We start from the raw sequence: 24074 nt of genomic DNA, 5'->3' as shown, positions 1-24074 counted from the left end.
ATGGATCTGAACATTAAGGATATGAATCTCAAGAACCTCAATATCAACGAGGAGCTCTTCAGAAAGTACTGGCGTGTGCTCAAACTCGCCAGAACCCCCTCGCGTGAGGAGTTCTTAAAGATAGCCATCGTCGCAGCGGCGGGTGTCCTGATCATCGGACTGATCGGGTTTGTAATCTACGAATTGATGCTGGTGTTGCCACAGTGACCGAGTCTGAAGGTACTGAAGAGGAGACGACGCTCCATTACTTTGCGATCAAGACCACTTCCAAGCAGGAGCGGACTGTCGCCGATAATATCAAGAAGGCGGTGGACCAGACCGATATCAAGGTCTACTCGATCATCGCCCCCAAGGAGCTGCAGGGGTACGTGCTGGTCGAGACCCCTGAGAAACTGAACCGGATGGAGCAGTTGATCGAGCGGGTGCCCCACGCCCGTGCCATTCTGCGCGGTGAGACCGTCCTTGCCGAGGTCGCTCACTTTCTCGTGCCCAAGCCGGTGGTCAGCGGCATCGTCGAAGGGACGATCATCGAGCTGATCGCAGGGCCGTTCAAGGGCGAGAAGGCCATTGTTAAACGGGTCGATTCAGGCAAAGAAGAGATAACGGTCGAGCTGTACGAGAGTGTGGTTCCTATCCCGATCACGGTCCGCGGGGACAATGTTCGGGTGATCGACCGGGCAGAAGACCGGCAGTGACCGTTCCAATCTCACCTCCTTTTCATTGATAGCTTTAAGTCCCCAGACCATCAACCCTAGTAAACCCAAGCTTTGTACCCTTTCAGGGACAGCATGGTGATACTATGGCAGAAACGGTCGAGGTATTGGTACCAGGCGGAAGGGCTACCGCAGGACCCCCAATTGGTCCTGCACTGGGACCTCTCGGAATCAACGTGAAGGCAGTCGTCGACGACATCAACAAGTTGACGGCTAGTTTCAATGGCATGCAGGTGCCGGTGAAGATCCAGGTGGACGACAAAAAGAACGTCACCATATCAGTCGGGATTCCCCCGACCACCGCACTGATCATGAAAGAAGTTGGTATCGAGAAAGGGTCTTCAGAGCCCAGCTCCACAATTGTTGGAGACCTGCCTATCGAGGCCGCTGTGCGCATCGCCCGCATGAAGCTGGATGACATGCTCTCATATGAGCTGAAGACCGCTGTAAAAGAGGTCATCGGCACCTGTGTGAGTGTTGGCGTCACCGTCGACGGCAAGAAACCGAAAGAGATTCTTGCCGCGATCAGCGCGGGGCAGTACGACAGCGTCCTTGAGGCATAGATGTGTATAACAACCCATAGGAGATCCCGGCATGGGGTCGCGAACTATGGAGGTATCAGATGGTTGAAAGGGCAAAAATAATTGAAGCGGTTAACGCGGCAATTGAGAAGGCGCCAGAACGGAAGTTCTCTGAGGGTGTAGATATCACCATCAATCTCAAGAATATCGATATGGCGCAGCCGAAAAATCGTATCGATGAGACAATCCTTCTTCCACAGGGTACAGGCAGAAAAATTGAGATCGCGGTGCTGGGTAAGGGAGAAATCACCACCCAGGCCAAGGAAGCAGGTGCTGACCTGATCATGGGTCCTGAAGAGATTGAACGTCTCGGCGGGGAACCCAGAGAGGCGCGAAAGATCGCGAATCAGTACCGGTTCTTCCTTGCAGAGACCGCGGTCATGCCACTTGTGGGGCGGTGGCTGGGCCCAAGGCTCGGTCCCCGCGGAAGGATGCCTATGCCGATCCCACAGGGAACTGATATCCGCCCGATCGTCGAGCGGCTCAGAAACTCTGTGAAGATCCGGACAAAGGACAAGAAGGTCTTCCATGCGAAGGTCGGCTCAACAGAGATGAACAGCGAGCAGATCGCCGAGAACATCGATGCGGTCCTGAAGAGGATCGAGTCTGTGCTCGACCAAGGTTCGCTGAATGTCAGATCTGTCTATGTCAAGACCTCAATGGGTCCAGCAGTGAGGGTGGTCTGAAGTGGCACTGTACACGCAGCACCTTCCTGAGTGGAAGCGGGAAGAGGTCGAGGATGTCAAGAAGCATGTGGGACAGTTCACTCTTGTTGGACTGGTCGACATGCACGGCATCCCGGCAACGCAGCTCCAGCAGATCCGAAGGAATCTGCGCGGAATTGCAACGATCAAGATGACCAGGAACACGCTGGTGCTCCATGCACTGGCTGAGATCGGCGGGGATCTCGAGGCTATCAAGGATTATATCTCTGGCAACAGTGCGATGATCTTTACCAACGAGAACCCGTTCAAGCTCTACAAACTGCTGGCCAAGACGCAGACCAAGATGGCTGCCAAGGCCGGACAGATTGCACCTGAGGACATCGTGGTCCCAAAAGGACCGACCTCGTTCAAGCCAGGCCCCATCGTCGGAGAACTGCAGCAGGCAGGGATCCCGGCAGCGATCGAGGCAGGCAAGGTCAAGATCAAGGAGACCAAGACCGTCGTCAAGGCGGGCGGGGTCATCAATGCGAAGCTCGCGACGGTGCTCGCCAAGCTCGACATCAAGCCGATGGACGTCGGTCTGATGTTACAGGCCGCCTTCTATCAGGGGTCTATCTTCGAGCCGTCGGTGCTGAACATCGATGAGTCGGTCTTCATGGGTCAGATCGCACAGGCAGCCACTGAGGCATTCAACCTGTCAGTGAACGCGGCGTTCCCGACTGCAGATACAATCGGCGCAATCGTCACCAAGGCGGCCAGAGAGGCACGGAGCCTTGGTATCGAAGCACCGGTCTACGAGCAGGATCTGATCGATGCGATCATCGGAAAAGCGTACAGAGAGATGGCAGCTGTGAAGGGCGCCATCGGTGAAAATTGAAAAATTGAGATTAAAGGGTGAACTGAAATGGAATATATCTATGCTGCACTCCTGCTTCACAAGGCAGGCAAGGACGTAAGTGAAGAGAACGTAAAGGCAGTCCTGACTGCCGCCGGCATCGCTGCCGACGAGTCCCGGATCAAGGCGCTGGTCGCCTCGCTCGAGGGCGTCGACATCGAGGATGCCATCTCCAAGGCAGCCGCAGCTCCAGTCGCTGTTGCAGCCGCACCGGCAGCAGCCGGCGCAGCACCTGCAGCCGCAGAAGAGGAGCCGGAAGAGGACAAGAAGGAAGAGGAAGAGAGCGGAATGGCAGGGCTCGGTGCCCTGTTCGGGTAATCCCCTCTTTCTTTCATTCTCGTATCCGGTTCATCTATTCTCATTCATTGTACGTCTGTTCGCACCGCATCCAAACGGTCGCTCTTTTTCGGTTCCTATCGCTGATCCCTGCTTCTATCGCCGATTTGGGCACACCTCTTCTGATATGAAACCGCAGGTGAACTGAACGAAGACCGGGCTTTTGCGGCGCTGATCGTCACCGAGGTGACGGTTCTCTAGTTACACCTTTCCACAGGTGGGGCGATCGACGGGCGACTGGTGCAGCAAGCCGGGACGGAGGCTGTGGTAACAACATGAACCGGGGTCGAGCTTCCCGTCTTGTCGGTTGAACCGAGAAGGTGTTTCCGTCGGTCATGACGGTAACCGTGCCGGCCTGGTCTATCCTTGAGAAATCAAAATATCTGTCACAATAATCGTCTCTGATTGTGTAATCCGATTCTTGTTTACCTGTAAATAAACCCTTAATTGTCCCCCCAAAAAGTCCGCAATAATTATCGGGTCGCTTTTGCAATTGGTACAGCAACAATGCCCACCTTGAAGGAGTCCATCTACGACATTCTTGATTACGATCCCGAGTGCGGCCTCGTCGAGAAGGTTGTCACCATCGGTCTGATTCTCCTCATCCTCGCCAACGTCATTGCGGTGATTCTCCAGACCGAACCCGGGATAGGCGGGGAGTACGCGCCCATTTTTTACGCCTTTGAGGTATTCTCGGTTGGTGTCTTCACCATCGAATACCTTCTCCGGCTGTGGAGCATCACCGTCGACCTGCGCTATCGCGAGCCCGTGAGGGGACGGCTCCGGTTCATGGTTACACCGTTCGCTATCATCGACGTCCTCGCCGTCCTCCCCTTCTACGTGCCGTTTTTCATACCTGTGGACCTCCGGACGCTGCGTCTCTTCCGCCTGCTCCGTGTCCTCCGTCTTTTCAAGACCGGGCGATATTCGAAGGCCTTTGACATCTTCATCCGGGTCTTTCGGAACAAACAGGCTGAACTTCTCGTCACTGTCGCCGTCGCTCTGGTCCTGCTCATCATCTCCTCGAGCTTGATGTACTCAGTCGAGCACGATGTTCAGCCCGACAAGTTCCCGAGTATCATCGGAACCATGTGGTGGGCGATGGCGACTCTCACCACGATCGGGTACGGCGACGTCACCCCGATGACTCCGCTCGGCAAACTCCTCTCGGGGTGCATTGCGGTCCTCGGAATCGCGCTCTTCGGTCTCCCCGCTGGCATCTTCGCCTCTGGATTTATAGAGGAGATACAGAGGAAAACCCAGCATCCAATCATCTGCCCCCATTGTGGGGAACTTATCGACGAACAAATAAGAGAGGAGGAGACCTGACCCCTTACGGCCACGTCAACGTGGAGAGCGCTGTACCGAGTCCACCGTCGGTCGCGGGGAACGTCATCACGAACTTCATCCCCTCGGGCTTGCATCGGGTCTTTACCAGAATAAGCGGTTCAGAAATAGGATAAGAAGGTGGGAGGATGATTGGATCCTCCTGATGATAGAAAAATGAAGTTTTTGGAAGAGTGGCTCGCTTGTTCTGCTGGTCACGCTGGTGTCAGGGTTCCTCCGTTTGTCAGGGTGTAGGTCTTTCCATCGAGGCTGCTGTTCTGGGTGAGGTTCTGATCATAGGTGACGGTGTACCCGTTCCCGATGATGTTGGTGATGGTGCTGTCCGAGATCCCGCTGGGATCGGTCAGGGCTGTCAGGGTTGAGTTCCCGGTCACCGACCAGGAGCTGGTCGAATCGAGGGTCAGGGATGCATTGGTGATGGCGCCGGCCAGGGTCGACCTGTTCTTCAGGGTTGCTGCGATCGAGCTGATGGTGTCAGCGACGAGGGAACCGTTCAGAGTCTCATTGTCGGCGGTGAAGTTGACGATCCCGCCGTTCGTTCCGTTCGTTCCCCACTGGGATCCGCCTGCTGCCTTGACGAGCGTGCCCGATGCAGCGGTGACGTTCACGCCGGTCAGGTTGATGTTCGAGTCGGTGTTGGTGATGTAGAAGGCCGGTCCTGCGGTTGCGGTGTAGGTGCCGCCGTTGATGGTGACGTTCCCGGTTCCGGTCGCCGCATCGCCGGACATGCTCTGGTAGACCATGATCCCACCGGTTTTCGCAACCCCGCCCGAGATGATGGTGTTGTTCAGATTGATGGAGTTGAACCCTTCGATGACGCCGGCTTCGGTCCCGTTCGAGATGATCGTCGCGTCAGTGACATTGATGACGCCGGTCGAGTAGATCCCTGGAGAGTCTGCCCCTGAGGAGTAGATCGTTCCCCTGGTCACGTTCACGGTTCCACTCCCGCGGTCGGTGGCAAGGGGTGCTCCGTGGGGTCCTGTGGTCGAGATGTTGACGTCAACGAGGTTCAGGGCCGCACCGAGGGTGGCCATCACGCCGTGACTGCCGTCACCGGATGCCGTGATGTTGATCCCGAAGAGGTTGATCGTGGTCCCGGTCCCCGTCGGGATGGCGCCGTTCGCACCCGACCCGGTCGTGGTGATGTTTCCGCTGGTGATCGTCACGGTGCTGCCGTTGTTGGCCAGGACTGCCCCGTTGAGGCCGTAGAAACTGCTCGCATCAGACGACGAGGTGTTGCCGGTGGCCAGGATCGTCGCGTTGGCCAGGGTCAGGTTTCCGTTGTTCGTGACATAGATTGCGGACTGGTTGGTCGTGCTGGCGGTGTAGGTTCCGTTCGATTCTACCATCGTCTGGTTGTCGACGGTGAAGGCTCCACTGAGCGTATAGTTCGACGTACCGGTGCTTCCACCGGGGGATTGGCCCATCATGTCGTTTCCAGTGCTATTTCCTGGTGGGGTTCCCGATGGAGCTCCGGTACTGTTTCTGGGGATCATCGAGGGGTCGACAGCCCCGGTCATAGTGACCGGAGATGTCGTGTCTAGTGCCGCGGCGCATCCGGCAAATGCCACAACAATGAGCATCTGGAAGAGGGCCATGGCGAGTATCCATTTTTTTGTCATAGGTGAACACCTTTTTTTAAACGCTTCTTTTGCAGGAATGTTCTCGTTGAATACCCGATCACCTGAAGAGGCGACATGCCTGTTCCTGTCTCTCTTCGTGACCCGGGTCTCGTTCTTCTTTGAGAGACCTCCTCTGGAGGTTGCTACACCTACCCCGTCGGCCGGGGGTCATATATAATTCCGGGATGCCGGCGGGCCTCTTCTTCTGATCGGCGGTCCGTTATCTGGACTAGGAGGTCAAGGGAATCGACCGTCTGGTCGTGAAGGTTTGCCGGCGTCAGAACTTCGTTCATTGAATTTTGAAAGAATAGGTTGGGTGAGTTGAACGGATGGTTAACTATATCGACCCCGATTGTGGGGTGGCTGTCCTGGGGGGCCTGAACGGCGACATCGTTTCGATTGTTATTCCCGTCTCATAGGTCAGGTCCGATCCTCCTTCGCATTCCGGACGAAGGCACGGATCAGTTCCGGGTCCTTGATTCCGGGCGCAATCTCGACCCCGCTGGCCACATCAACCATATATGGGTTTATGCTATCGATCGCCTCCCTGACATTCCCAGGATTCAGCCCGCCGGCCAGGATCACCGGGGCGGTGGCGTGGGCGACGGCATGGGCTGCGACCGCCGGGTCGAAGGGCATCCCCCTCCCCATCGAGGCGTCGACGATCAGGGCGTCGCAGTCGTCCCGGAGCGGCATCCCCGGCCCGATCACCCGGATCACCTTCACAGCGGCGTCGGGGGGCACTGTGAGGTCGGCCGAGATCTGCACCGCGTCAGGGCCGATGGCGAGGATCGCTGCCAGGTCGGCGGGCGAGCCGGTGTGCGTCACCACCACATGGACCACCCCCGGCCCGGCTGCCGAGAAGACCGCCTTCGCCTGTTCCCCATCGATCGACCGCTTCGAGCCCGGGCTGCACATCACGACCCCGACCGCATCCGCCCCTGCCTCCACGGCACATCGGGCGTCCTCCGGGCGTGTCAGCCCGCATATCTTCACCTTCATCCTTCTCTCTCCTGCAGTACTGTCACATATATTGTTCAAAAAGGCCGGCCCCTTCGATCGGTCCGGTTCGCCGATCGTCGGTTAGGGGGATCGGGCGGACTCCAGCTTCACTGCCGGCCCGGCACGGACCAGCCGCCCCTCCCGAATCTCGACGAGGTGGGTCGCGACCCCGGCGACCTCCGCCGGGTAGTGGGTGACCTGGACGACCGTCAGCCCCCGCTCGCGGGCGATCTTCTGGATCATCGCCGCACACTCTTCCCTGGTCTCCTGGTCAAGGGCTGAGAAGGGTTCGTCGAGGAGGAGCACCTGAGGGCCGGCGGCCAGGGCCCGTGCGATCGCTACCCGCTGCTGCTCGCCGCCGCTGAGCCCCCCGGGGAGTCGGTTGCCGAGGTGCTCGATTCCGAGCAGTCTGAGCGACTCGTTCGAGTCTATATTCCTGTGCTGCATCCGGGGGCCGAACCCGACGTTCTCCCGGACAGTCATATGCGGGAAGAGGGCGTAATCCTGGTATACCAGCCCGACCTTCCCTCGCGGGGAACGATCGGTCATATCCACTCCGTCGATCAGAACCCGCCCGGCCTCGACCTCGCGGACCCCGGCGATCGTCTCAAGGAGCATCGTCTTGCCGGCCCCTGACGGGCCCACCACCGCCCAGTACTCGCCGGGCCTGATAGAGAGCGAGATCCCGTCAAGCCTGAACCTGCCGGCGACCACGCTCACGGCTTCAAGGACGATCATCATACCTCCCGATCCTCCTCGTCAGCGCCCGGAAGATCATGAAGACCCCGCTGCAGAGGAGGAGGAGCAGACAGGCGAGGCCGATGCTGGCGTGGAGGCCGTACTGTGTGAACCGGGTATACGTGAGGGTCGCGATCACCTGCGGGTAGTAGGCGATCATCACGACGGCGGCGAACTCCCCGACCGCCCGCCCCCAGGCGAGCACCATCCCCCCTGCCAGGTCCCGTGCTGCGAGCGGCAGGACGACCGTTCGGAAGGCCGCCGCCCTGGTCGCCCCCAGGGTCATGGCCACGTTCTCCAGCCGGGGCGAGACCTTCTGGAACCCCTCCCGTGCACTGTTGATATAGTAAGGTGCCCCGACAAAGCACATCGCGGCGATGATCCCGGGCAGGGCGTCCTCGAAGATGATCCCGGTCGGGGCGAAGAGGGTGCCGATCATACCCCGGCGCATGAAGAGCAGGTAGACCATAATCCCGGCGACCGTGTGTGGGATCACCAGGGGCAGGTCGACCAGCACCTCCACGAGCGGGGTCCACCTGCTGCTGGTCCTGGCCATCAGGTACGCGAGCGGAGTCCCGAAGAGGGCCAGCACCAGCACCGTCAGGCCGGCCGCAGCGAAGGTCAGCAGGACCGATCCGAGCGCCTCGGAGTCGGTGAAGACTTGGACCAGTGCCGCCGGGTCGGCGAGGCCGGTGGCCAGCAGGGTGAAGAGGGCGAGCAGGATCAGCCCGATCACCAGTCCGCCGGCGAGGGTGAACGAGATGATCAGGGGATCTGCTCTTCTTCTGTGCATCTGCTAGGGTTTTTGGATCGCAGACACAAAAATAGAGCTGGTTTTCCCGGGGCTTCCGATGATGCACTCCCCCGGTGAACCATATCGGTCTCTCCTCTTCTGCAGTATTCAACTGCCCGGGTTCAGACCGGTGACGTCCCGGTCCTGCTCGCCTGGTGGGACCCCGGTATCGTAGAACCTGGAGGTTCCGATACCTCCGATCTTCCGCGCCGGAGCGCCCACGATCGTGATGTCCGGCTCTGAAAAGGACTTCGTCACCACCGAGTTTGCACCGATCGCGATGTTGTCGGCGATCGTGATCCGGCCAAACATGACGACACCGGGTCCGATGTAGACGTTGTCGCCGATGATCGGGGCCTCCGTGTTCGTCCCGGCCCGGGACCCGATGTTGACGCAGATGTGGAGCCGGCAGTTTGCGCCGACCCGGGCACAGGAGTTCACGACGATCGTCCCCCGGTTCGCGATCGAGAGGCCGGGGCCGAAGACATGCTGCGGGATCGTGAAGCCCAGCAGGAGCGAGTACAGACGGAACTTTACGCTCAGGTAGAGGAGGGCCGGGTAATGATACCAGGCCCGCTTGCAGTTCTCATAGTACTCGACTCTCCTGAGCAGGCGCTCGAACTTCCAGACCTCGTCACCGAAGAGCCGGGGCCGCGTCGCGGACCTGTTCAGCGCCCGACGGTCGGCCTCGAGGTACCTGAGGTAGTCCTCTTTCGACTGAATCCCCATGTGACCACTCCTCAGTGCCTTCGGCTCCGGCCGCGGGCTGCGATGGCTGCCGCTCCGGTGATTGGGAGGACGGCAGTCCACCAGGGCAACCCGGCGGCGGGAGTAGTCGTCGCGTTTGATACCCCGTTGAGCTTATCGAGCGCGTCCTGTACCCCTTCGCGGGCGTACTCCTGCGAGGGGTCCAGCTGCACCGACCGGTTGTACGCATCTGCGGACTCCTGATATCGCCCCAGGATCAGCAGCGTCCGTCCCTTGGCCCCCCAGAGGTGTGCGTTGTCGGGCTCGATCGCAAGCCCCTGCTCGTAGGCCTCGAGGGCCTTCTCGTGCTGGCCGCGGTCGTCGAAGACGATCCCCTGATCGAAGTAGTACTGTGCTGTCTCGGCCGCCACGGCCGGAGAGACGAGCAGCAGCCCGGTGATCACCAGCACGATGAGTGCACTGGCGGGGATCCTCATTTCCCTCCCTCCGTTGTCAGGGGCTGATCCAGTCTCTTCGTCGCGTGGAGGACATAGAAACAGTAGATCCGCTGGTCGGGATGCGCCTGCATCAACTCCTCGAGGTTTCCGATGAAGTACACCCGTGCGTCCAGCCCGGTGGGTAACTGTCCGTGGATCGCCTGGGCGAATGCCTCGGGCGAGTAGTGGCGGGAGTACGGCGCCCGGAAATGGTCGTCCCGCCAGACCACTGTCGCCTCCGGCTCATCCGCCCCTGGCGGCGGCAGGGCGTAGGGGCTCTGGAGCAGGAAGTAAGCGTCGTCGAGGTAGAGCGGCAACACGGCCAGCCGGCCCCCGGGGGCGAGGATTCGGTCGGCCTCGTGGAGGAACCCGAGATCGGTCTCACCGTGAAAGAGTTCGAAGGCGCACTGGGTCGAGAGCGCGGTCGCGAACCCGTCGGGCAGCCCCGTCGCCGTGGCGTTGGCGCCGATCTCCATGCCGTGGACTCCGTCGGGATAGATCAGGTCGAGCCGGTAGGCCTCGATCTTCCGCTGCCGCAGCTCCGACGCCCACGGGCTGCCGGCCGATGCGATGTCAAGGTACCGGTCACCGGTATCGAGCTTGAGGAGCCGGTCGACGAGGTAGTGCTCAAGGCACTTCTCGATCTGCATGTCGCCGAAGGACTGGTAGAACCGGTCGAGGCCGGGCACCGATCGGCGCCAGGCGTCGAAGTCGGCGAGGTCTATCTTCATCTCATCGACCTGAACCCCAGCTGTGACGAGCCGGCTCTTCAGAGAACTGAAGAGCGGCAGGTGTGCCGCGGGGTCGAGGGTGTGGTCATACTGTGATTGACGATCGGCCGGCGTGCTCTCGATATACCGCTGATAATGAACATTGAGCGGGAGGAGTTTCTCCAGTTCGTCGTCCAGGTACTCGCGAAAGAGCAATCTCAGCCGTCGATCGATCTGGTCTTTAATCCACCTGACGGTGCTTGTCATATCTAACCTGGCATCGTTGCCTGAGGCGCGATGCCTCGATTATTCCAGCCGGTGATCCGTCTGCGGCTGTTCGGTCGGTGCGGCGTCCTTGGAGTCCATGAGACGATCGACACGATCCGTCATGCCGCTGACGGGCCGAACTGTCGATCCCCCGGATGGGGTGGGCCTCCATTCACCACCTGCCGTGACGGCCTTCCTGATTCTCGGAGAAGGCCGTCGCATCATTGCTGTCCCGATGCGAACGGCAGAGGCTCTATGTATAGATAATGGGAAGAATTGGGTATAAGGCTTTCTCAGATGATAAAAATTGGGGATATTTCTGTCCCGAATTGACGGTCAACGCAGGGATAACCATCTGCCGTTTCACCGGATGGAGGCGCGATCTGCCCGCGTCCACCATCAGGATTGGGAAGGGGTCATGATCATCCCGACAGACCCTGCGTTCGAAGGGTATCCCTCCTGGCAGCGCGGAAGAGATGAAGGGACTCCTTTTTTCCACATACCCCTCGTCTGGGCATCTGCCCGGGTTTCTGTTCTGTAGAGAGAAAGAAATCAGGTTCACTATATCTGGTTTACTGGCGAGCAGATCAGCATCTTTTTTAAAGTCCTGGCAGAATGATGCTCTGCATTGGGAGATGGATCGATGATCGACAGCAGAAGAGAGATTTCATATCGGTATATCGGAACGGCGGCACTGGTGCTGGGGCTCCTGCTTCTCCTGGTCTTCCCGGCCTCCGCGGCTTCGACCACCGGAGTGCACCTGGTCAAGTACGCATCAGATCGGACAACGATCCTCTCGGAAAAGAACGTCAGTGCGGACTGGATGTCTCAGAACCTGCCGGTGCTCGGCGACGGAACCACCCATTACTATCACCAGGGCCCGACCTTCGATCCGGCCAACCTCTGGGACCCTGCCGAGTCCAAGAATGTGTTGAACAAGGACATGGGGGCAGTGAAGGGGACCGACCTGAAAGACCTCTGCAATCTGGTGGGGGGGATGACGCTCGGGGATACGATCGAGGTCAGGTCCCAGGATGGGTTCTCCAAGCAGTTCACCTATGGCAGCATATACTCTCCGCCGGCCCGGCAGGGCCCGATCGGGCTGGTCTGGTACAAGGCCGATGAGGGGATGGTCCCCAAGTACCAGATCGGGATGCGTCTGGTCTTCTTTGCCGACACCTCGGTGAACCCCTGGCAGCTGCATGTCTTTGGGAACAGCGATATGGGGGCCACCATCCCGGAGGATGAGTGGCACTACTTCGACATCTACCCGACCACGACAGGCCTCTCAGTCCAGTCGGTCCAGGAGATCAGGATCTACTCGACGATGGCCCCGCAGCCGACCACCCCGTCAGTCCTCCCGGTCCCACCAGGCCAGGTTAGCCCCTCCGACCCTGATCACGACGGCATCTTTGAGGATCTGAACGGCAACGGGGGCCCAGACTTCAACGATGTGGTACTCTTCTTCAACCAGATGGACTGGATTGCAGAGAATGAGCCGCTCAGTGCGTTCGACTTCAACAAAAACGGACAGATCGACTTCAACGATATCGTCCGGCTCTTCAACATGCTCTAAACCCATCTATTCGATTAGTTAATTTTACTTAATTAACTCAAAACTAAATCAGAATCTTTTTACATAAGAAGGGGGACATTCCCCTACACTATCTGCCGGATCGATTCTACCATCCCAACTTGTACTGGTAGTGGTCATTATCTGGCAGCATGGGAGAGCGTGAATGTTCAGAACGTATGGATCTGCGGTGGTCCTCTGCGTACTTCTGCTGGTTTTTGCCGTGCCGGTCTCGGCACAGACCACCCAGCTTGAGATCATCAAGTACCAGGGGGATGGAAAGACAGTAATCGACCAGGAGACGGTGACGTCCACCTGGATGGAGCAGCACCTGCCGGTGATGGGTGACGGGAATACCCCGTACATCATGCAGGGGCCGATCCTCGACGGGAGCGACAAGTGGAATCCTGCCGAGGATAAGAACTTCGACAAGGTGAACGAGACGATCAAGGGGACCGACATCAAGGACCTCTGCAACCTGGTCGGCGGGATGTCCCCCGGGGACGAGATCGAACTGACCGCGTCGGATGGGTACCAGGTGGCACTCCCGTACGACAACGTCTATAACCCGCAGTCCCGACAGGGGCCGGCGGTGCTGGCCTGGTGGAATGCTGGTCAGCAGTACTCGTACAGTGACGGGATGCGCCTCTTCTTCCTGGCAGACACCTCGGTGAACCCGCAGGGGCTGCACGTCTTCGGCCACGAGGATATGAGGGCCTGCTTTGACGAGAAGTACCAGCACTGGTACGGCGGCGTCGGGAACTACCCGTCAGCGGCAGGGTTCGGTAACCGTGACATCGCGAAGATCGAGATCTATACCACCCCTGCGAAGGGCTGGACCCTTCATCTGAACGGTGCGATCTCCCAGGATATATCGATGGAGTATTTTGAGCAGGGCCTCTCCTGGTCCACTCATCGCACCACCTATACCGATGCCACAGGCACCTGGGAGGGGATGCCCCTCTGGCGGCTGGTCGGGTATGTCGATGACGACAATTCACATATTGGCAGTTCATTCAACGACACGCTGGCAGACGCCGGGTACACGATCTCCGTGATCGCAGATGACGGCTTCACCAAGAACTTCACCAGCCAGGAGATCGAGCGGAACGACAATTATATCGTTGCAAATTCTCTGAACGGAAAGCCCCTGCCTGAGCAGATCAACGGGAAGAATGTCTGGCCGCTGAAGCTGGTCGGCGTCAATGCGACTGGGGGGAAGAGCGTCGGGAACGTCAGCGAGATCAGGCTGAACGGTATCCCGGTGGTCACTGATACAACCCCGACCCCACAACCGACTGCGACCGCGACCGTCACGCCGGCTCCCTCTGCCGGCTGGACCCTCACCCTCTCAGGGGCCGAGGAGATGCAGATGACCGACCAGTACTATGCTGAAGGTGTAGCCTGCGGAGGTCACAGCGCCTCGTACACCGACACCCAGGGGCAGGTCTGGGCCGGCCTGCCGCTCTGGCGGCTTGTCGGGCTGGTCGACGATGATAAAACCCACGAAGTCCTGATCGGAGCGTACAACGACACGCTGGCCGACGCCGGGTACACGATCTCGGTGATCGCCGGTGACGGCTACACCCGGAACTTCACCAGCCAGGAGATCAAGCGGAGCAAGAATTATATCCTTGCGAACACGATGAACGGGACACCCCTCCCTATGCAGATCAACGGCAAGAACACCTGGCCGCTGAAACTGGTCGGCGTCAATGCGACCGGGGGGAAGAGCATCGGAAACGTCACCATGATCAAACTGACCGGTCTTCCAGCGTCGGAACCGACACCGACACCCACCACGACCGTCACCCCAGAGCCGACCGGCTCGGATGGGGCCGCCATCCTCTTTGATGGGGCGGTCACCTTGAAGACCGGCACCTTCGATGCCACGGCCTATAACTCGGGCACCACGTACAGCGTCGATTCGCTGACCCCCCAGGGTGCGCTCGATGCGGCAACCCGGACAGTCGGGCTCACCTGCAATGTGACCGACAAGAAGTGGGCGACGATGGGGACGATGCTCCTCGACGGAATCGGGACCTACAACAAGGACACCACCCACGGCTGGGCATACACCCTCAACGGGGCAGCGATGAACGACTTCTCCTCGCCTCAGGGGATCAGTGTCTACCGCCTCCATGACGGGGACAACCTCGTCTTCTATTACGGCCTCTCCGGCGGCTCTCTGGCGAGTGCAACGGCCGTGATCCGGGTCACCGTCCGGATCCCACAGCAGACTGTCATCTATGACGGGGACGTGACGCTGGTCAGCGGGAACTTCTCTGCCCTGGCCTACAACTCGGGCCAGATGCACACGGTGAATGTACTGACCCCGCAGGGGGCCCTCGAAGCGGCCTCACAGCCAGGCGGGTTCACGTACAACGCCTCTGACAAAAAGTGGTCCACCCTCGGAACGATGCTCCTCGACGGGATCGGTCAGTTCCCGTACAACAAGACTGCCGGCACGGCCTGGGCCTACCAGGTGAACGGCGAAACGAAGAACGATTTCTCTGCTGCTGAGGGTATCAGCACCTACCCGCTCAAGAACGGGGATCGGCTCACCTTCTTCTTCGGAAAGAGCGGCGGCAGCCCGGATAATGCGACCGCGATCGTCAGCATCAGGGTACATATCAGCAACGACGGTGCCTACTCGCTCAGGCTGAATGGGACCACCACCCAGGTGATCGACAGGCAGACCTTCGAGGACGCAGTCGCAGCAGGGCATGCGGTCACCTACCAGGATCTCAGCGGGACCTGGCAGGGGCTCCCACTCTGGTACCTGGCCGGCATGGTCGATGACGCCAGTGCAGGCATCTTCAACGACACGCTGGCATCCCTCGGATACACCGTCAAGGTCTCTGCAGGGGACGGGTACAACTCCACCCTTCAGAGCGCACAGATCGCTCACAGCAGCGATTATATCATCGCAAACACCCTGAACGGCCAGCCGCTTGCAGATCAGCAGTGGCCGCTCCGGCTCATCGGGGCAGGAGTTGTCCCGAAGATCAGTGTCGCCAAGGTGGCGACGATCGATCTGATCGGGATCCCGACAGGGACCCCGGTCCAGACTCCGACCGTCACGCCAACCACCACCGTCTCTCCCACGGTCACCACCACGGTGACCCCGACCACCGGGCAGGCCTACAAACCCCACACCCTCCCGGGCAGGATCGAGGCCGAGGACTATGACCTCGGCGGTGAAGGGGTCGGGTACCACTCCCTGTGGACCACCAACCCCGGCGGCGTCTACCGGGAGGATGGAGTCGGTATCGAGTACAATGCCTGGGAGCAGAGCAACAATGTCGGCTGGATCCGGGACGGGGCATGGCTCACCTATACGATCAGTGTCGGCCATGCCGGCACCTACACCCTGCAGGCCCGGGTCTCAAGCCCGACTGCCGGCCAGCAGATCCAGGTAACCGTGGACGGCCAGCAGGCAGCCGTGATCGACGTCCCGGCCACCGGGGACTATGACCGGTACGCGACCGTCCAGACCACGCTCCCCCTCTCGACAGGGGTGCACCTGCTGAAGGTGACCTTTGTCGGTGACGGGCAGAACCTGAACTACCTGGAGTTCATCGACGGAGTCGTCCAGACCCCAACGCCACAGCCGACCGCAGCAGGCATCGCTGACTTTACGGCCAGCACCACCTCCGGGAAGAAGTCCCTCTTTGTTCGGTTCACCGACGCGACATCAGGCAACCCGGTCGCCTGGAAATGGGAGTTCATCGGCGGGAATGCTGCCCCCCAGGTCTCGACCCAGCAGAACCCGGGCGTCTGGTTCAACGAGGTGCGCCAGTACACGGTGAAACTGACCGTCACTGATGCGGACGGGACCGCCCGGACGATCACGAAGAATAATTACATATCAGTCAACTGGTGATTGGAGGGATGATCCCCACTTCTCCCCCTCTTCACCGTTATCGCCTCTCTCTTCTGATCACGATCATCCTCTGTGCTGTTGTCATCGCCGCCGGCGCCGCGACCACCGAGGTGCACCTGGTCAAGTACGCATCAGACCGGACCACGGTCCTCTCAGAGAAGACCGTCAGTGCAGACTGGATGTCCCAGAACCTGCCGGTGCTTGGCGACGGGACCACCCATTACTACCACCAGGGCCCGACCTTCGATCAGGCCAATCTCTGGGACCCTACCGAGTCCAAGAATGTTCAGGAGAAGGATATGGGGGCCGTGAAGGGGACCAACCTGAAAGACCTCTGCAACCTGGTGGGGGGGATGGCCTCGGGGGATACGATCGAGGTCAGGTCCGAGGACGGCTTCTCCAAGCAGTTCACCTATGGCAGCATATACTCCCCGCCAGCCCGACAGGGTCCGATCGGGCTGGTCTGGTTCAACGCCGATGAGGGGATGGTCCCTGCGTACCAGACCGGGATGCGTCTGGTCTTCTTCGCCGACACCTCGGTGAACCCCTGGCATCTGCATGTCTTTGGGAACAGCGATATGCAGGCCACGATTCCCAGGGATGAGTGGCACTACTTCAATGGTGTCTACCCAACCACGACCGGCCTCTCGGTCCAGTCGGTCCAGGAACTCAGGATCTACTCAACGGTTGCTCCACAGACGATAACCACGCAGCAGACCACCGCCCCGGTGCAGACCACCCTGGTGGTCACCACCCTCCAGCCGACTCCGACACCCCAGACTACGCAGGTGCAGACTGTCCAGGCCACGTCACTGGCCACCACTTCGGTGATCCCGGTCACAACTCTGGTGGTCAGCCCGATCACGACCAGTGTCTCCCAGACCGCCACGCTAACGTCGACGGTTCCGGTGACCGTGGGTTCCACCTCTGTTCAGACCGGGATCACCCAGGTCCCCACCGTCGTCCAGCAGATCTCCGATGCCGGGATCATTCCCGTCTCATCGCTGATGACTGTGGTGCCGGTGAACAATACCACCCTGAACAACACCACAGTGAACACCACCGCTGTTCAGCCGGTCATTCTGTCGTCCGGGACGCTTCCGATCTCCACAATCGAGACACTGTACACAGCGGTTCCGCTGAGCGCAGCCACCTCCGTGCCGACCACGACGACGGCCGGCGGGGTGACATTGACCGGCGGGATCGCCTACACCCTTGGGACCGGCCAGGAGACGGTGACGCAGGCTCCCACCCCGAAACTCCCGGCACTGATGACCACCCCCGGTGGTCAGATCCAGCCTTCCCTCCAGCCGACGACCGCGTCTCCAAAGAGCCGGTCGATCACCGGGTCGGTGAACCTCTCGTTCAACCTGACCGCCGGCGGCGCCTCAGGGAACGCCGACCCGCTGGTCACGGGGGTTTCCACCCTCCTCCTCTGGCCTCTCCCCCTGCAGACCCAGGCATCCAGTTTCTTCGAGGCCTTCTGGTGGATCACCAGGGCCCTGGTACACTAACTCCATTGAGGTATCATGATGACAGTATACTCAGATTCAGAACCAGATATTCACCAGACGAGCAGCGCTCGTACCCGTCGGTCGCCAGCCTCGTGGCTGATGATCGCCCTGCTGGCCGCGCTCTGCTGCGCCGCCTTTTCGGTCGGGACCGTCACAGCCGCCCCGACCACAGCCTTAAACATCACCGTCTTCGCCCCTGACGGAGTGACGGTGGTGAACCAGACCACGCTCACCTACCAGTGGATGGAGCAGCATCTGCCAGTCATGGGCGATGGTACGACCCACTACTACCACCAGGGGCCGGTCTTCTCCGGGGATAAGTGGGATCCGAACGAGACCGTGAACTACAAGGATCGCGGAGCCGTGAAGGGAACTGCGATCAGGGACCTCTGTGCCCTGATGGGCGGGATCTCCCCTGGCGATGACGTGATGATCGCGGCCGTCGACGGGTACCATGTCCAGTACGGGTACGAGACGATCGAGAACCCCCAGCCCCGGCTCGGTCCGCTGGTGATCACCTGGTACAATGGTGAAAACCCCGCCGTCGGTGAGAAGGAGGGGGTGGGGTACGTCCCTGACTACTACAACGGTATGCGACTGGTCTTCATGGCCGACGCCTCGACCAACCCGCAGGGGTTGCATGTCTTCGGCAACGCCGACATGAAGGAGGCGCTGCCAGAGGACGCCCAGTACTTTTACAACGATCAGCTCCCCTCCACCAGCGGGGTGTCGGTGAAGTGGATAAGCGAGCTCCGGATCTACCAGGGTGGGTTCAAAGGGGACCGCAGCGCCCCGGTGAAGTCCCTGAGCAATGCCACTGCCGTGCCGACGACCCAGAAGAGCCCGGTCCCGTGGATGACGGCCCCGGTCGGCCTGTTGCTGGTGCTGCTGTTCTGGAGGCGGTGAGGTGATCGACCAGCGCAGATTGATCGGCGTGATCGGCCTGGTCCTGCTGATCGCAGCAGGGATCGGCGGGTGGATGCTGTACACCGGAGACGCCGGCGGGACAGCCCTGACCGTCAACGGCACGATCCACAAGACCTTCACCGAGCAGCAGGTCCGGGCCCTCCCGTCGGTGACCGGCCACGGCGGCTCGGTCTCGACGACCGGGATCAAGTCAGGACCGTTCACCATCAAAGGGGTGCCCCTGACCATCCTCTGCGAGGCTGCCGGGGGAATGGGAGAGAATCAGACCCTCCGGGTCTCTGCCCCTGATGGCTACATGTGGGTCTTCGATTACAACCAGACGCATGGAGAGGGTTTCATCACCTTCTCGCCTGATCTCAAAGAGATCCCGTCGCCGAACCTGATCCCGGTGCTGATGTACGAGCAGGATGGCCAGCCCCTCACTCAGGAGCAGGGGGGACCGTTTCGGATCGCGATCCTGACCCAGGACGACACCCAGGTGATCACCGAAGGGAGTGACTGGGTGAAGTGGGTGAGTACCCTCGAGATATGGTCATGATCCGGCCGTCCCCCTCATCTTCCCTGCCGGCTCTGCTGCCGGCAGTCCTGCTGGCCCTGCTGCTGATCACAGCCGGGTGCACCCTGCCCGGCCAGCAGAAGACCACGCTGAACGTAGTCGTGGCCGGGAGTATGATCGGTCCCAGCACCACGGTCGCAGCAGAGTACATGGCTTTGCATCCAGATATCGATGTGCAGATCGAGGGGCATGGTTCGATCCAGGCGGTCCGGCAGGTGACCGATCTTCACCGCCCGTTCGACCTGGTCGTGGTGGCCGACGCCGACCTGGTCCCTGACCTGATGGGCGGGTCGACCCCGTCCGCCACCTCCTACACCACCTTTGCGACCAACGAGATGGTGCTGGCGTTCACCAACCAGAGCATGTACGCGGACCAGGTGACCGCTGAGAACTGGCCGACGCTCCTCTCCAACCCGGATGTCCGGATCGGAATCTCAGACCCGAAGCTCGACGCCTCAGGGTACCGGGCGCTGATGCTGATGATGCTCGCTGAAGGCTACTACAGGGACGCCGGCCTCTTCGATACCCTTGCCGGCGATCACTTCGACCCGCCGGTGCATCAGGTCAGGGATGGAACAAACCGTACGATCACCCTTGCGCCGGTACCCAGGACCGACGGCAGGCTGGTGGTCCGGGACAGCAGCCTCTTCCTCCTCTCTCTGCTGGAGGCTGGCGGGATCGACTACGCGTTCGAATATAAGAGTGTGGCAGACGAGCATCACCTCAGGTCGATCGCCCTGCCTGCTGCGATCAACCTCGGCAGCCAGGAGGCCCTGGACCAGTACAGCACCGTCAGGGTGGACCCCGGCGTCCAGCGGTTCAGTGTGATTGGAGCCGAGCGGACCGGCACCCCGATCGTCTATGCGGTCACCGTGCCGTCGACCGCCCCGCACCCCGCTGATGCAAAACAGTTTGCCGCGGCCCTGATCAACGCTACCGGTGAAGGGCGCCAGAACTGGCCGGCGCCCCTCTCTCCGGTGGAGCATGCCCTATGATCAGTCTCTGAGCAGGTTCTGCTGCAGTTCCCTGTAGATCACCGGACCGAGCAGGGCGATCCCCTGCTCCCGGTAGTCCCGGTCGAGTAGGACCATCAGTTCGGTCGAACCTTCGGCCGTGGTCATGATCCCGACCCGCTCGGCCTTGGTGATCAGCTGCTGCTTCTCAAGCATCCCGAAGAGCGGGAGCACATAATAGTGTGGAACCTTCAGATACTCGGCGATATGCCTGGTCGTCGGGAATTTGAAGAAGACCCCGGACCCGGTGAAGGTCAGCGCAATGCTCTCCTCCTCGACGAGGAGGATCCGGAGCACTGCGTCGAGGATCATCGGGAGATCGAGTTGCGCCAAAAAATATCACCGGTTCCTGGTCATTTTGTTTCAGATATCCTTCTGGCCCTTGCGCTTACCGTGTTCGCCCTCAGGCATCTCTTTGAGGTAGACCAGGTCAGCACCGCAGTCTTTTGCGATCTCTTCGAGTTCGGTCTTTCTGAAGTGGTGGGCAAAGACCTTGAGGTCGCCCCCGCTCACGGCAAGGATCGTGTACCGGGGCTGCTTGACCCCTTCCCCGACCTTGGTTCGTTCTCTGGCATAGATCTTCATCTGTTTCACCCTTGTATCAACTGTTATACCAGTTGATATACTCATCCTTAAGTCATATCTCCTATATAGGAGTATCTGATTGACCATGCATCAGCGAAAAGAACTGCGATCCCGTCTCCAGGGAGAGACGCTAGTACGGAGAGAACTGCTGGACCAGCGGTCAGGTGGCGAGACGATCAGGATCGCCCCTGACCTGAACGTGATCAAGATCGGCGGGCACGGAGCGATAGACTATGGGAGGGCGGTGATGTACCCGATGCTCGAGGAGATCGGTGCCCTCTCACGTGAGAATCAGCTGCTGGTCGTGACCGGCGGGGGCGGTCGGGTCCGGCATATCATGGATGTCGGGACCGATCTCGGAATGCCCACCGGGGTGCTGGCCGAGCTCTCAGCGAAGATCAGCGAACAGAACGCGATCATGGTCTCGCTCCTCCTCTCCAAGTACAACGGCATCCGGATCCACAGCACCGACCTGCTCGAACTCCCCAGCAGCCTCAAACTCGGGCTGCTGCCGGTGATCCATGGCACCCCACCGTACGGGCTCTATGAGCATCCGTCCAGGCATGGTCACATCCCCCCGCACCGGACCGATACCGGTGCGTTTCTGATGGCCGAGGTGCTCGGGGCGAAGCGGTGCATCATCGGCAAGAACGTGGACGGGCTGTATACCGACAACCCTGAGACCGACCCTGATGCAACGTTCATCCCCTCGGTCACCGCAGCAGAACTGATAGAGATGGATCTCCCTGACCTGGTCATCGAACCGATGGTGCTCCAGCTGCTCACCGAAGCGGTGCATATGAAAGAGGTGCAGATCGTCAACTGTCATCAGTCCGGTATGATCACCCGGGCCGTCAACGGGGAGCCGGTCGGGACGATCATCCGGGCCTGATCAGCCCTGACTTTTTTTTCCGCCGTATACAACCTGTCCGAATGAGACGCACCCGTCTCCGGGTGGATAACGATCGTTCATCTGGAAGGTCAGTCCGTGCTCGCAGACGGTGGCACGGATCGTCTCGCGGATCATCGCATTGATCGCGACCCCGCCGCTGAGGGCCACCACCCGGAGTCCATGTTCGTCTGCAGCCGAAACCGCCATCCCGGCGATCCCCCGGGCCAGGTTGTACTGGACCGAGGCTGCCAGGTCTGCCCGCTGCTGCTGCCCACGGCTCGTCCCGGGTCGGTCGAAGGTCAGGTACTCGCTGAGGGCCTCCCTGGCCAGCCCCCGGGTGGAGAGGATCTCCGCCCCGCCCTCCGTTCGATACTCGAGATCCCAGGGCCTCGGCGTCCCGGCTGCAGCGACCGACTCGAGAACCATCGCCGGCTCGCCGTCATAGGTCCGTTCCCTGCAGATGCCGAGGAGTGCCGCCATCGCGTCCAGCACCCGGCCGGTGGATGAGGTGAGCGGGGTGTTGATCTTCTTTTGGACCTGCTGCTGCAGGGCTCTGCATTCCACCTCCGACCATCCCCGTTCACTCAGCAGGTCGAGGGTCTGGTCGTCGGGGATCAACCCGTAGAGCATCCGCTCCGGGAACCGGGTGGCCAGGTCCCCGCCCGGCATCGGCACCGCCTCCAGGTGGCCGACCCGGTCCAGGTGGAGGACCTCGCCGGCGAAGACCTCGCCGCCCCAGATCGTCCGGTCGTCCCCGTACCCGACCCCGTCGATGGCGATCCCGACGCAGGGCTCCTGGGTGGTGGCGGCGATATGGGCACGGTGGTGCTGGACGGCGATCACCTCGGCCCCGAGTTCCTCCCCGAGCTGTTCTGCGTACCTGGTCGAGAGGAACTGGGGGTGGAGGTCATGGACGATCAGGTCGAAGTCCGCACCGAGCAGTCCGCCCAGGTTTTCGACGGTCTGCTCCAGGTACTGCAGAGTCTTCGGGTTTCTGACGTTCCCGATATGCGGGGAGGTGACGGTAAACCCGTCCCGGTAGACCGTCGCGTTCACGTTCAGCTCACCCCCGACCCCAAGGATACACCGGTCCCCGAGCGGGATTCTGGTCCGCAGCGGGGCATATCCGCGGGAGAGCCTGATCAGGTACCCGTCCCTGATCACCGAGTCGTCGCACCGGTTCACGATCCTCCGGTCATGGGAGAGGAAGCAGTCGGCGACCCCGGAGAGGCGAGCAACCGCCTCAGAGAGATCGGTGATCATCGGGTATCCCGGCATGTTCGCGCTGGTCATCACCAGCAGGTCGGTCGCATGGTTCCCGAGGGCCGAGAAGAGGAGGTGATGAAGGCCGGTGTACGGGAGCATACACCCGATCGTATGGAGGTTGGAGATCCCGGTCAGAGCACTTCTGTCGCGCTTCACCAGCACCACGATCGGGTGCTCGATCCCGGTCAGCTGCTGCCGCTCGGCCTCACTGATCTGTGCGATCCGATCGGCACAGGCGGGGGTGACCATCACTGCAAACGGCTGCTCAGTTCGTCCGAGCCGCTCTTTCAGCAGGGGTGCGGTCGCCTCGGTGCAGGCGATATGGAACCCTCCGATCCCCTTCAGGGCGACGACTCCTCCTGCCGCAAGCCTGGCGGCGGCCTCGCCGATCGGATCATCAACACCGATCTCATCGCTGGCCCGGTCGTACAGCCTGACCCCGGGGCCGCAAGCCTGGCAGGCGATCGTCTGGGCATGGTGTCGTCGGGAGGACGGATCGATGTACTCGGCCCCGCAGTCTCTGCAGACCGGGAACGCGTCCATTGTGGTCCGCTGCCGGTCGTAGGGAAGCTGGTCGAGGATGCTGTACCGTGGCCCGCAGTTCACGCAGGAGGTCGCCCAGTACCGATAGTACCGGCTCGCCGGGTCTGCGATGTCAGCGAGGCATTCGTCACAGATAGCGATGTCGGGCGGGATCATCCCGGAGCGCGCGCCCTCGCTGCTCGTAAGGATCGAAAAATTGTCGGGGACCGGGCCGGTCGTCAGCGGCGTGATGGTGACACTGTCGATCACCGCCCGGGGCGGTCCCTTCCTGATGGCGGCGACGAACTGGTCGAAATGGGGCCCTGTTGCCAAAATCTCGACTTCACTGCCGAGATTTCTGACGGTGCCCCTGATACCAAGCGCGACCGCCATGGCGTAGACGTACGGGCGGAAGCCGACACCCTGCACGATTCCCCGTACCCTGATGGTCCCGCAGTCTTCATTCAAGTCTGAAACCTTTATTGAT

At 60.6% G+C, this 24074-nt stretch carries 24 protein-coding genes; 14 read left to right on the top strand and 10 right to left on the bottom strand.

From position 1 onward, the window contains the following. The 7 genes from ACFKSJ_RS08620 (at nt 1) to ACFKSJ_RS08590 (ending at nt 4519) form a co-directional block, all read left to right on the top strand. Nucleotides 1-207 (top strand): protein translocase SEC61 complex subunit gamma, encoded by a 207-nt coding sequence (locus tag ACFKSJ_RS08620; protein WP_440949394.1) that lies wholly within the window; start codon nt 1-3, stop codon nt 205-207. Continuing rightward, nucleotides 204-695 carry a transcription elongation factor Spt5 gene (locus ACFKSJ_RS08615; protein ID WP_440949393.1) on the top strand — a complete coding sequence of 164 codons (492 nt, stop codon included), beginning with the start codon at nt 204-206 and terminating at the stop codon, nt 693-695. Before ACFKSJ_RS08620 ends, ACFKSJ_RS08615 begins: the two co-directional genes overlap by 4 nt. Nucleotides 696-799: 104 nt before the next feature. Then, a complete protein-coding gene (locus ACFKSJ_RS08610; RefSeq protein ID WP_440949392.1) occupies nt 800-1276 on the top strand; it encodes a 50S ribosomal protein L11 in 477 nt (158 codons plus the stop codon). Nucleotides 1277-1335: 59 nt separating this feature from the next. After that, nucleotides 1336-1980, top strand: a complete 645-nt coding sequence (locus tag ACFKSJ_RS08605) for a 50S ribosomal protein L1 (RefSeq protein WP_440949391.1) — start codon at nt 1336-1338, stop codon at nt 1978-1980. A 1-nt stretch (nt 1981) separates the two neighbouring features. Further along, entirely contained in the window at nt 1982-2836 is an 855-nt protein-coding gene (locus tag ACFKSJ_RS08600) for a 50S ribosomal protein L10 (RefSeq protein ID WP_440949390.1), read from the top strand. A 27-nt stretch (nt 2837-2863) separates the two neighbouring features. Beyond that, a complete protein-coding gene (rpl12p, locus tag ACFKSJ_RS08595) occupies nt 2864-3172 on the top strand; it encodes a 50S ribosomal protein P1 (RefSeq protein WP_012616877.1) in 309 nt (102 codons plus the stop codon). Between the two features lie 525 nt (nt 3173-3697). Further along, a complete protein-coding gene (locus ACFKSJ_RS08590) occupies nt 3698-4519 on the top strand; it encodes an ion transporter (RefSeq protein WP_440949389.1) in 822 nt (273 codons plus the stop codon). A gap of 212 nt (nt 4520-4731) precedes the next feature. On the opposite strand, the gene ACFKSJ_RS08585 is transcribed toward ACFKSJ_RS08590, so the two are convergent. The 7 genes from ACFKSJ_RS08585 to ACFKSJ_RS08555 form a co-directional block, all read right to left on the bottom strand. Then, entirely contained in the window at nt 4732-6159 is a 1428-nt protein-coding gene (locus tag ACFKSJ_RS08585) for a beta strand repeat-containing protein (protein ID WP_440949388.1), read from the bottom strand. 420 nt (nt 6160-6579) lie between these two features. Beyond that, nucleotides 6580-7161, bottom strand: coding sequence for a phosphoribosylanthranilate isomerase (locus ACFKSJ_RS08580; RefSeq protein WP_440949387.1), 582 nt, complete (start codon nt 7159-7161; stop codon nt 6580-6582). An 81-nt stretch (nt 7162-7242) separates the two neighbouring features. Next, nucleotides 7243-7899: an ABC transporter ATP-binding protein gene (locus ACFKSJ_RS08575; RefSeq protein ID WP_440949386.1), complete on the bottom strand. Its 657-nt coding sequence runs from the start codon at nt 7897-7899 to the stop codon at nt 7243-7245. Then, a complete protein-coding gene (locus ACFKSJ_RS08570) occupies nt 7886-8692 on the bottom strand; it encodes an ABC transporter permease subunit (RefSeq protein ID WP_440949385.1) in 807 nt (268 codons plus the stop codon). The genes ACFKSJ_RS08575 and ACFKSJ_RS08570 overlap by 14 nt, the downstream gene beginning before the upstream one ends. Nucleotides 8693-8800: 108 nt before the next feature. Then, nucleotides 8801-9421, bottom strand: coding sequence for a serine acetyltransferase (locus ACFKSJ_RS08565; protein ID WP_440949384.1), 621 nt, complete (start codon nt 9419-9421; stop codon nt 8801-8803). Nucleotides 9422-9432: 11 nt separating this feature from the next. Then, the gene (locus ACFKSJ_RS08560) at nt 9433-9876 is read right to left on the bottom strand and encodes a tetratricopeptide repeat protein (protein WP_440949383.1); all 444 of its coding nucleotides are present in this window, start codon (nt 9874-9876) and stop codon (nt 9433-9435) included. Then, nucleotides 9873-10853: a hypothetical protein gene (locus tag ACFKSJ_RS08555; RefSeq protein ID WP_440949382.1), complete on the bottom strand. Its 981-nt coding sequence runs from the start codon at nt 10851-10853 to the stop codon at nt 9873-9875. The genes ACFKSJ_RS08560 and ACFKSJ_RS08555 overlap by 4 nt, the downstream gene beginning before the upstream one ends. A gap of 643 nt (nt 10854-11496) precedes the next feature. Here ACFKSJ_RS08555 and ACFKSJ_RS08550 point away from each other — a divergent pair. From ACFKSJ_RS08550 to wtpA, 6 genes are all read left to right on the top strand, one after another. After that, a complete protein-coding gene (locus tag ACFKSJ_RS08550) occupies nt 11497-12429 on the top strand; it encodes a hypothetical protein (protein ID WP_440949381.1) in 933 nt (310 codons plus the stop codon). A gap of 163 nt (nt 12430-12592) precedes the next feature. Then, on the top strand, nt 12593-16312 hold the full coding sequence (locus ACFKSJ_RS08545; RefSeq protein ID WP_440949380.1) for a carbohydrate-binding protein: 3720 nt from the start codon (nt 12593-12595) through the stop codon (nt 16310-16312). 8 nt (nt 16313-16320) lie between these two features. Further along, nucleotides 16321-17826 (top strand): hypothetical protein, encoded by a 1506-nt coding sequence (locus tag ACFKSJ_RS08540; protein ID WP_440949379.1) that lies wholly within the window; start codon nt 16321-16323, stop codon nt 17824-17826. Nucleotides 17827-17844: 18 nt separating this feature from the next. Further along, the gene (locus ACFKSJ_RS08535) at nt 17845-18732 is read left to right on the top strand and encodes an argininosuccinate synthase (RefSeq protein ID WP_440949378.1); all 888 of its coding nucleotides are present in this window, start codon (nt 17845-17847) and stop codon (nt 18730-18732) included. A gap of 1 nt (nt 18733) precedes the next feature. Continuing rightward, on the top strand, nt 18734-19291 hold the full coding sequence (locus ACFKSJ_RS08530) for a molybdopterin-dependent oxidoreductase (RefSeq protein ID WP_440949377.1): 558 nt from the start codon (nt 18734-18736) through the stop codon (nt 19289-19291). Continuing rightward, nucleotides 19282-20304 (top strand): tungstate ABC transporter substrate-binding protein WtpA, encoded by a 1023-nt coding sequence (gene wtpA, locus ACFKSJ_RS08525; RefSeq protein ID WP_440949376.1) that lies wholly within the window; start codon nt 19282-19284, stop codon nt 20302-20304. Before ACFKSJ_RS08530 ends, wtpA begins: the two co-directional genes overlap by 10 nt. On the opposite strand, the gene ACFKSJ_RS08520 is transcribed toward wtpA, so the two are convergent. Together ACFKSJ_RS08520 and ACFKSJ_RS08515 are read right to left on the bottom strand one after the other, a co-directional pair. After that, the gene (locus ACFKSJ_RS08520; protein ID WP_440949375.1) at nt 20305-20655 is read right to left on the bottom strand and encodes a hypothetical protein; all 351 of its coding nucleotides are present in this window, start codon (nt 20653-20655) and stop codon (nt 20305-20307) included. Nucleotides 20656-20685: 30 nt separating this feature from the next. Beyond that, nucleotides 20686-20907 (bottom strand): hypothetical protein, encoded by a 222-nt coding sequence (locus ACFKSJ_RS08515; RefSeq protein WP_440949374.1) that lies wholly within the window; start codon nt 20905-20907, stop codon nt 20686-20688. A gap of 85 nt (nt 20908-20992) precedes the next feature. Here ACFKSJ_RS08515 and ACFKSJ_RS08510 point away from each other — a divergent pair, with 85 nt between their 5' ends. After that, entirely contained in the window at nt 20993-21799 is an 807-nt protein-coding gene (locus tag ACFKSJ_RS08510; protein ID WP_440949373.1) for an amino acid kinase family protein, read from the top strand. Here ACFKSJ_RS08510 and hypF read toward each other — a convergent pair whose 3' ends face one another. Then, nucleotides 21800-24055: a carbamoyltransferase HypF gene (gene hypF, locus ACFKSJ_RS08505; RefSeq protein WP_440949372.1), complete on the bottom strand. Its 2256-nt coding sequence runs from the start codon at nt 24053-24055 to the stop codon at nt 21800-21802. Nucleotides 24056-24074: the final 19 nt, after the last annotated feature.

Origin of the sequence: Methanosphaerula subterraneus (genome assembly GCF_052055875.1) — an archaeon.
GTDB classification, from domain to species: domain Archaea; phylum Halobacteriota; class Methanomicrobia; order Methanomicrobiales; family Methanospirillaceae; genus Methanosphaerula; species Methanosphaerula subterraneus.
The sequence above is the reverse complement of the archived record's forward strand: the minus strand, read 5'-3'. Positions and strand labels throughout refer to the sequence as shown.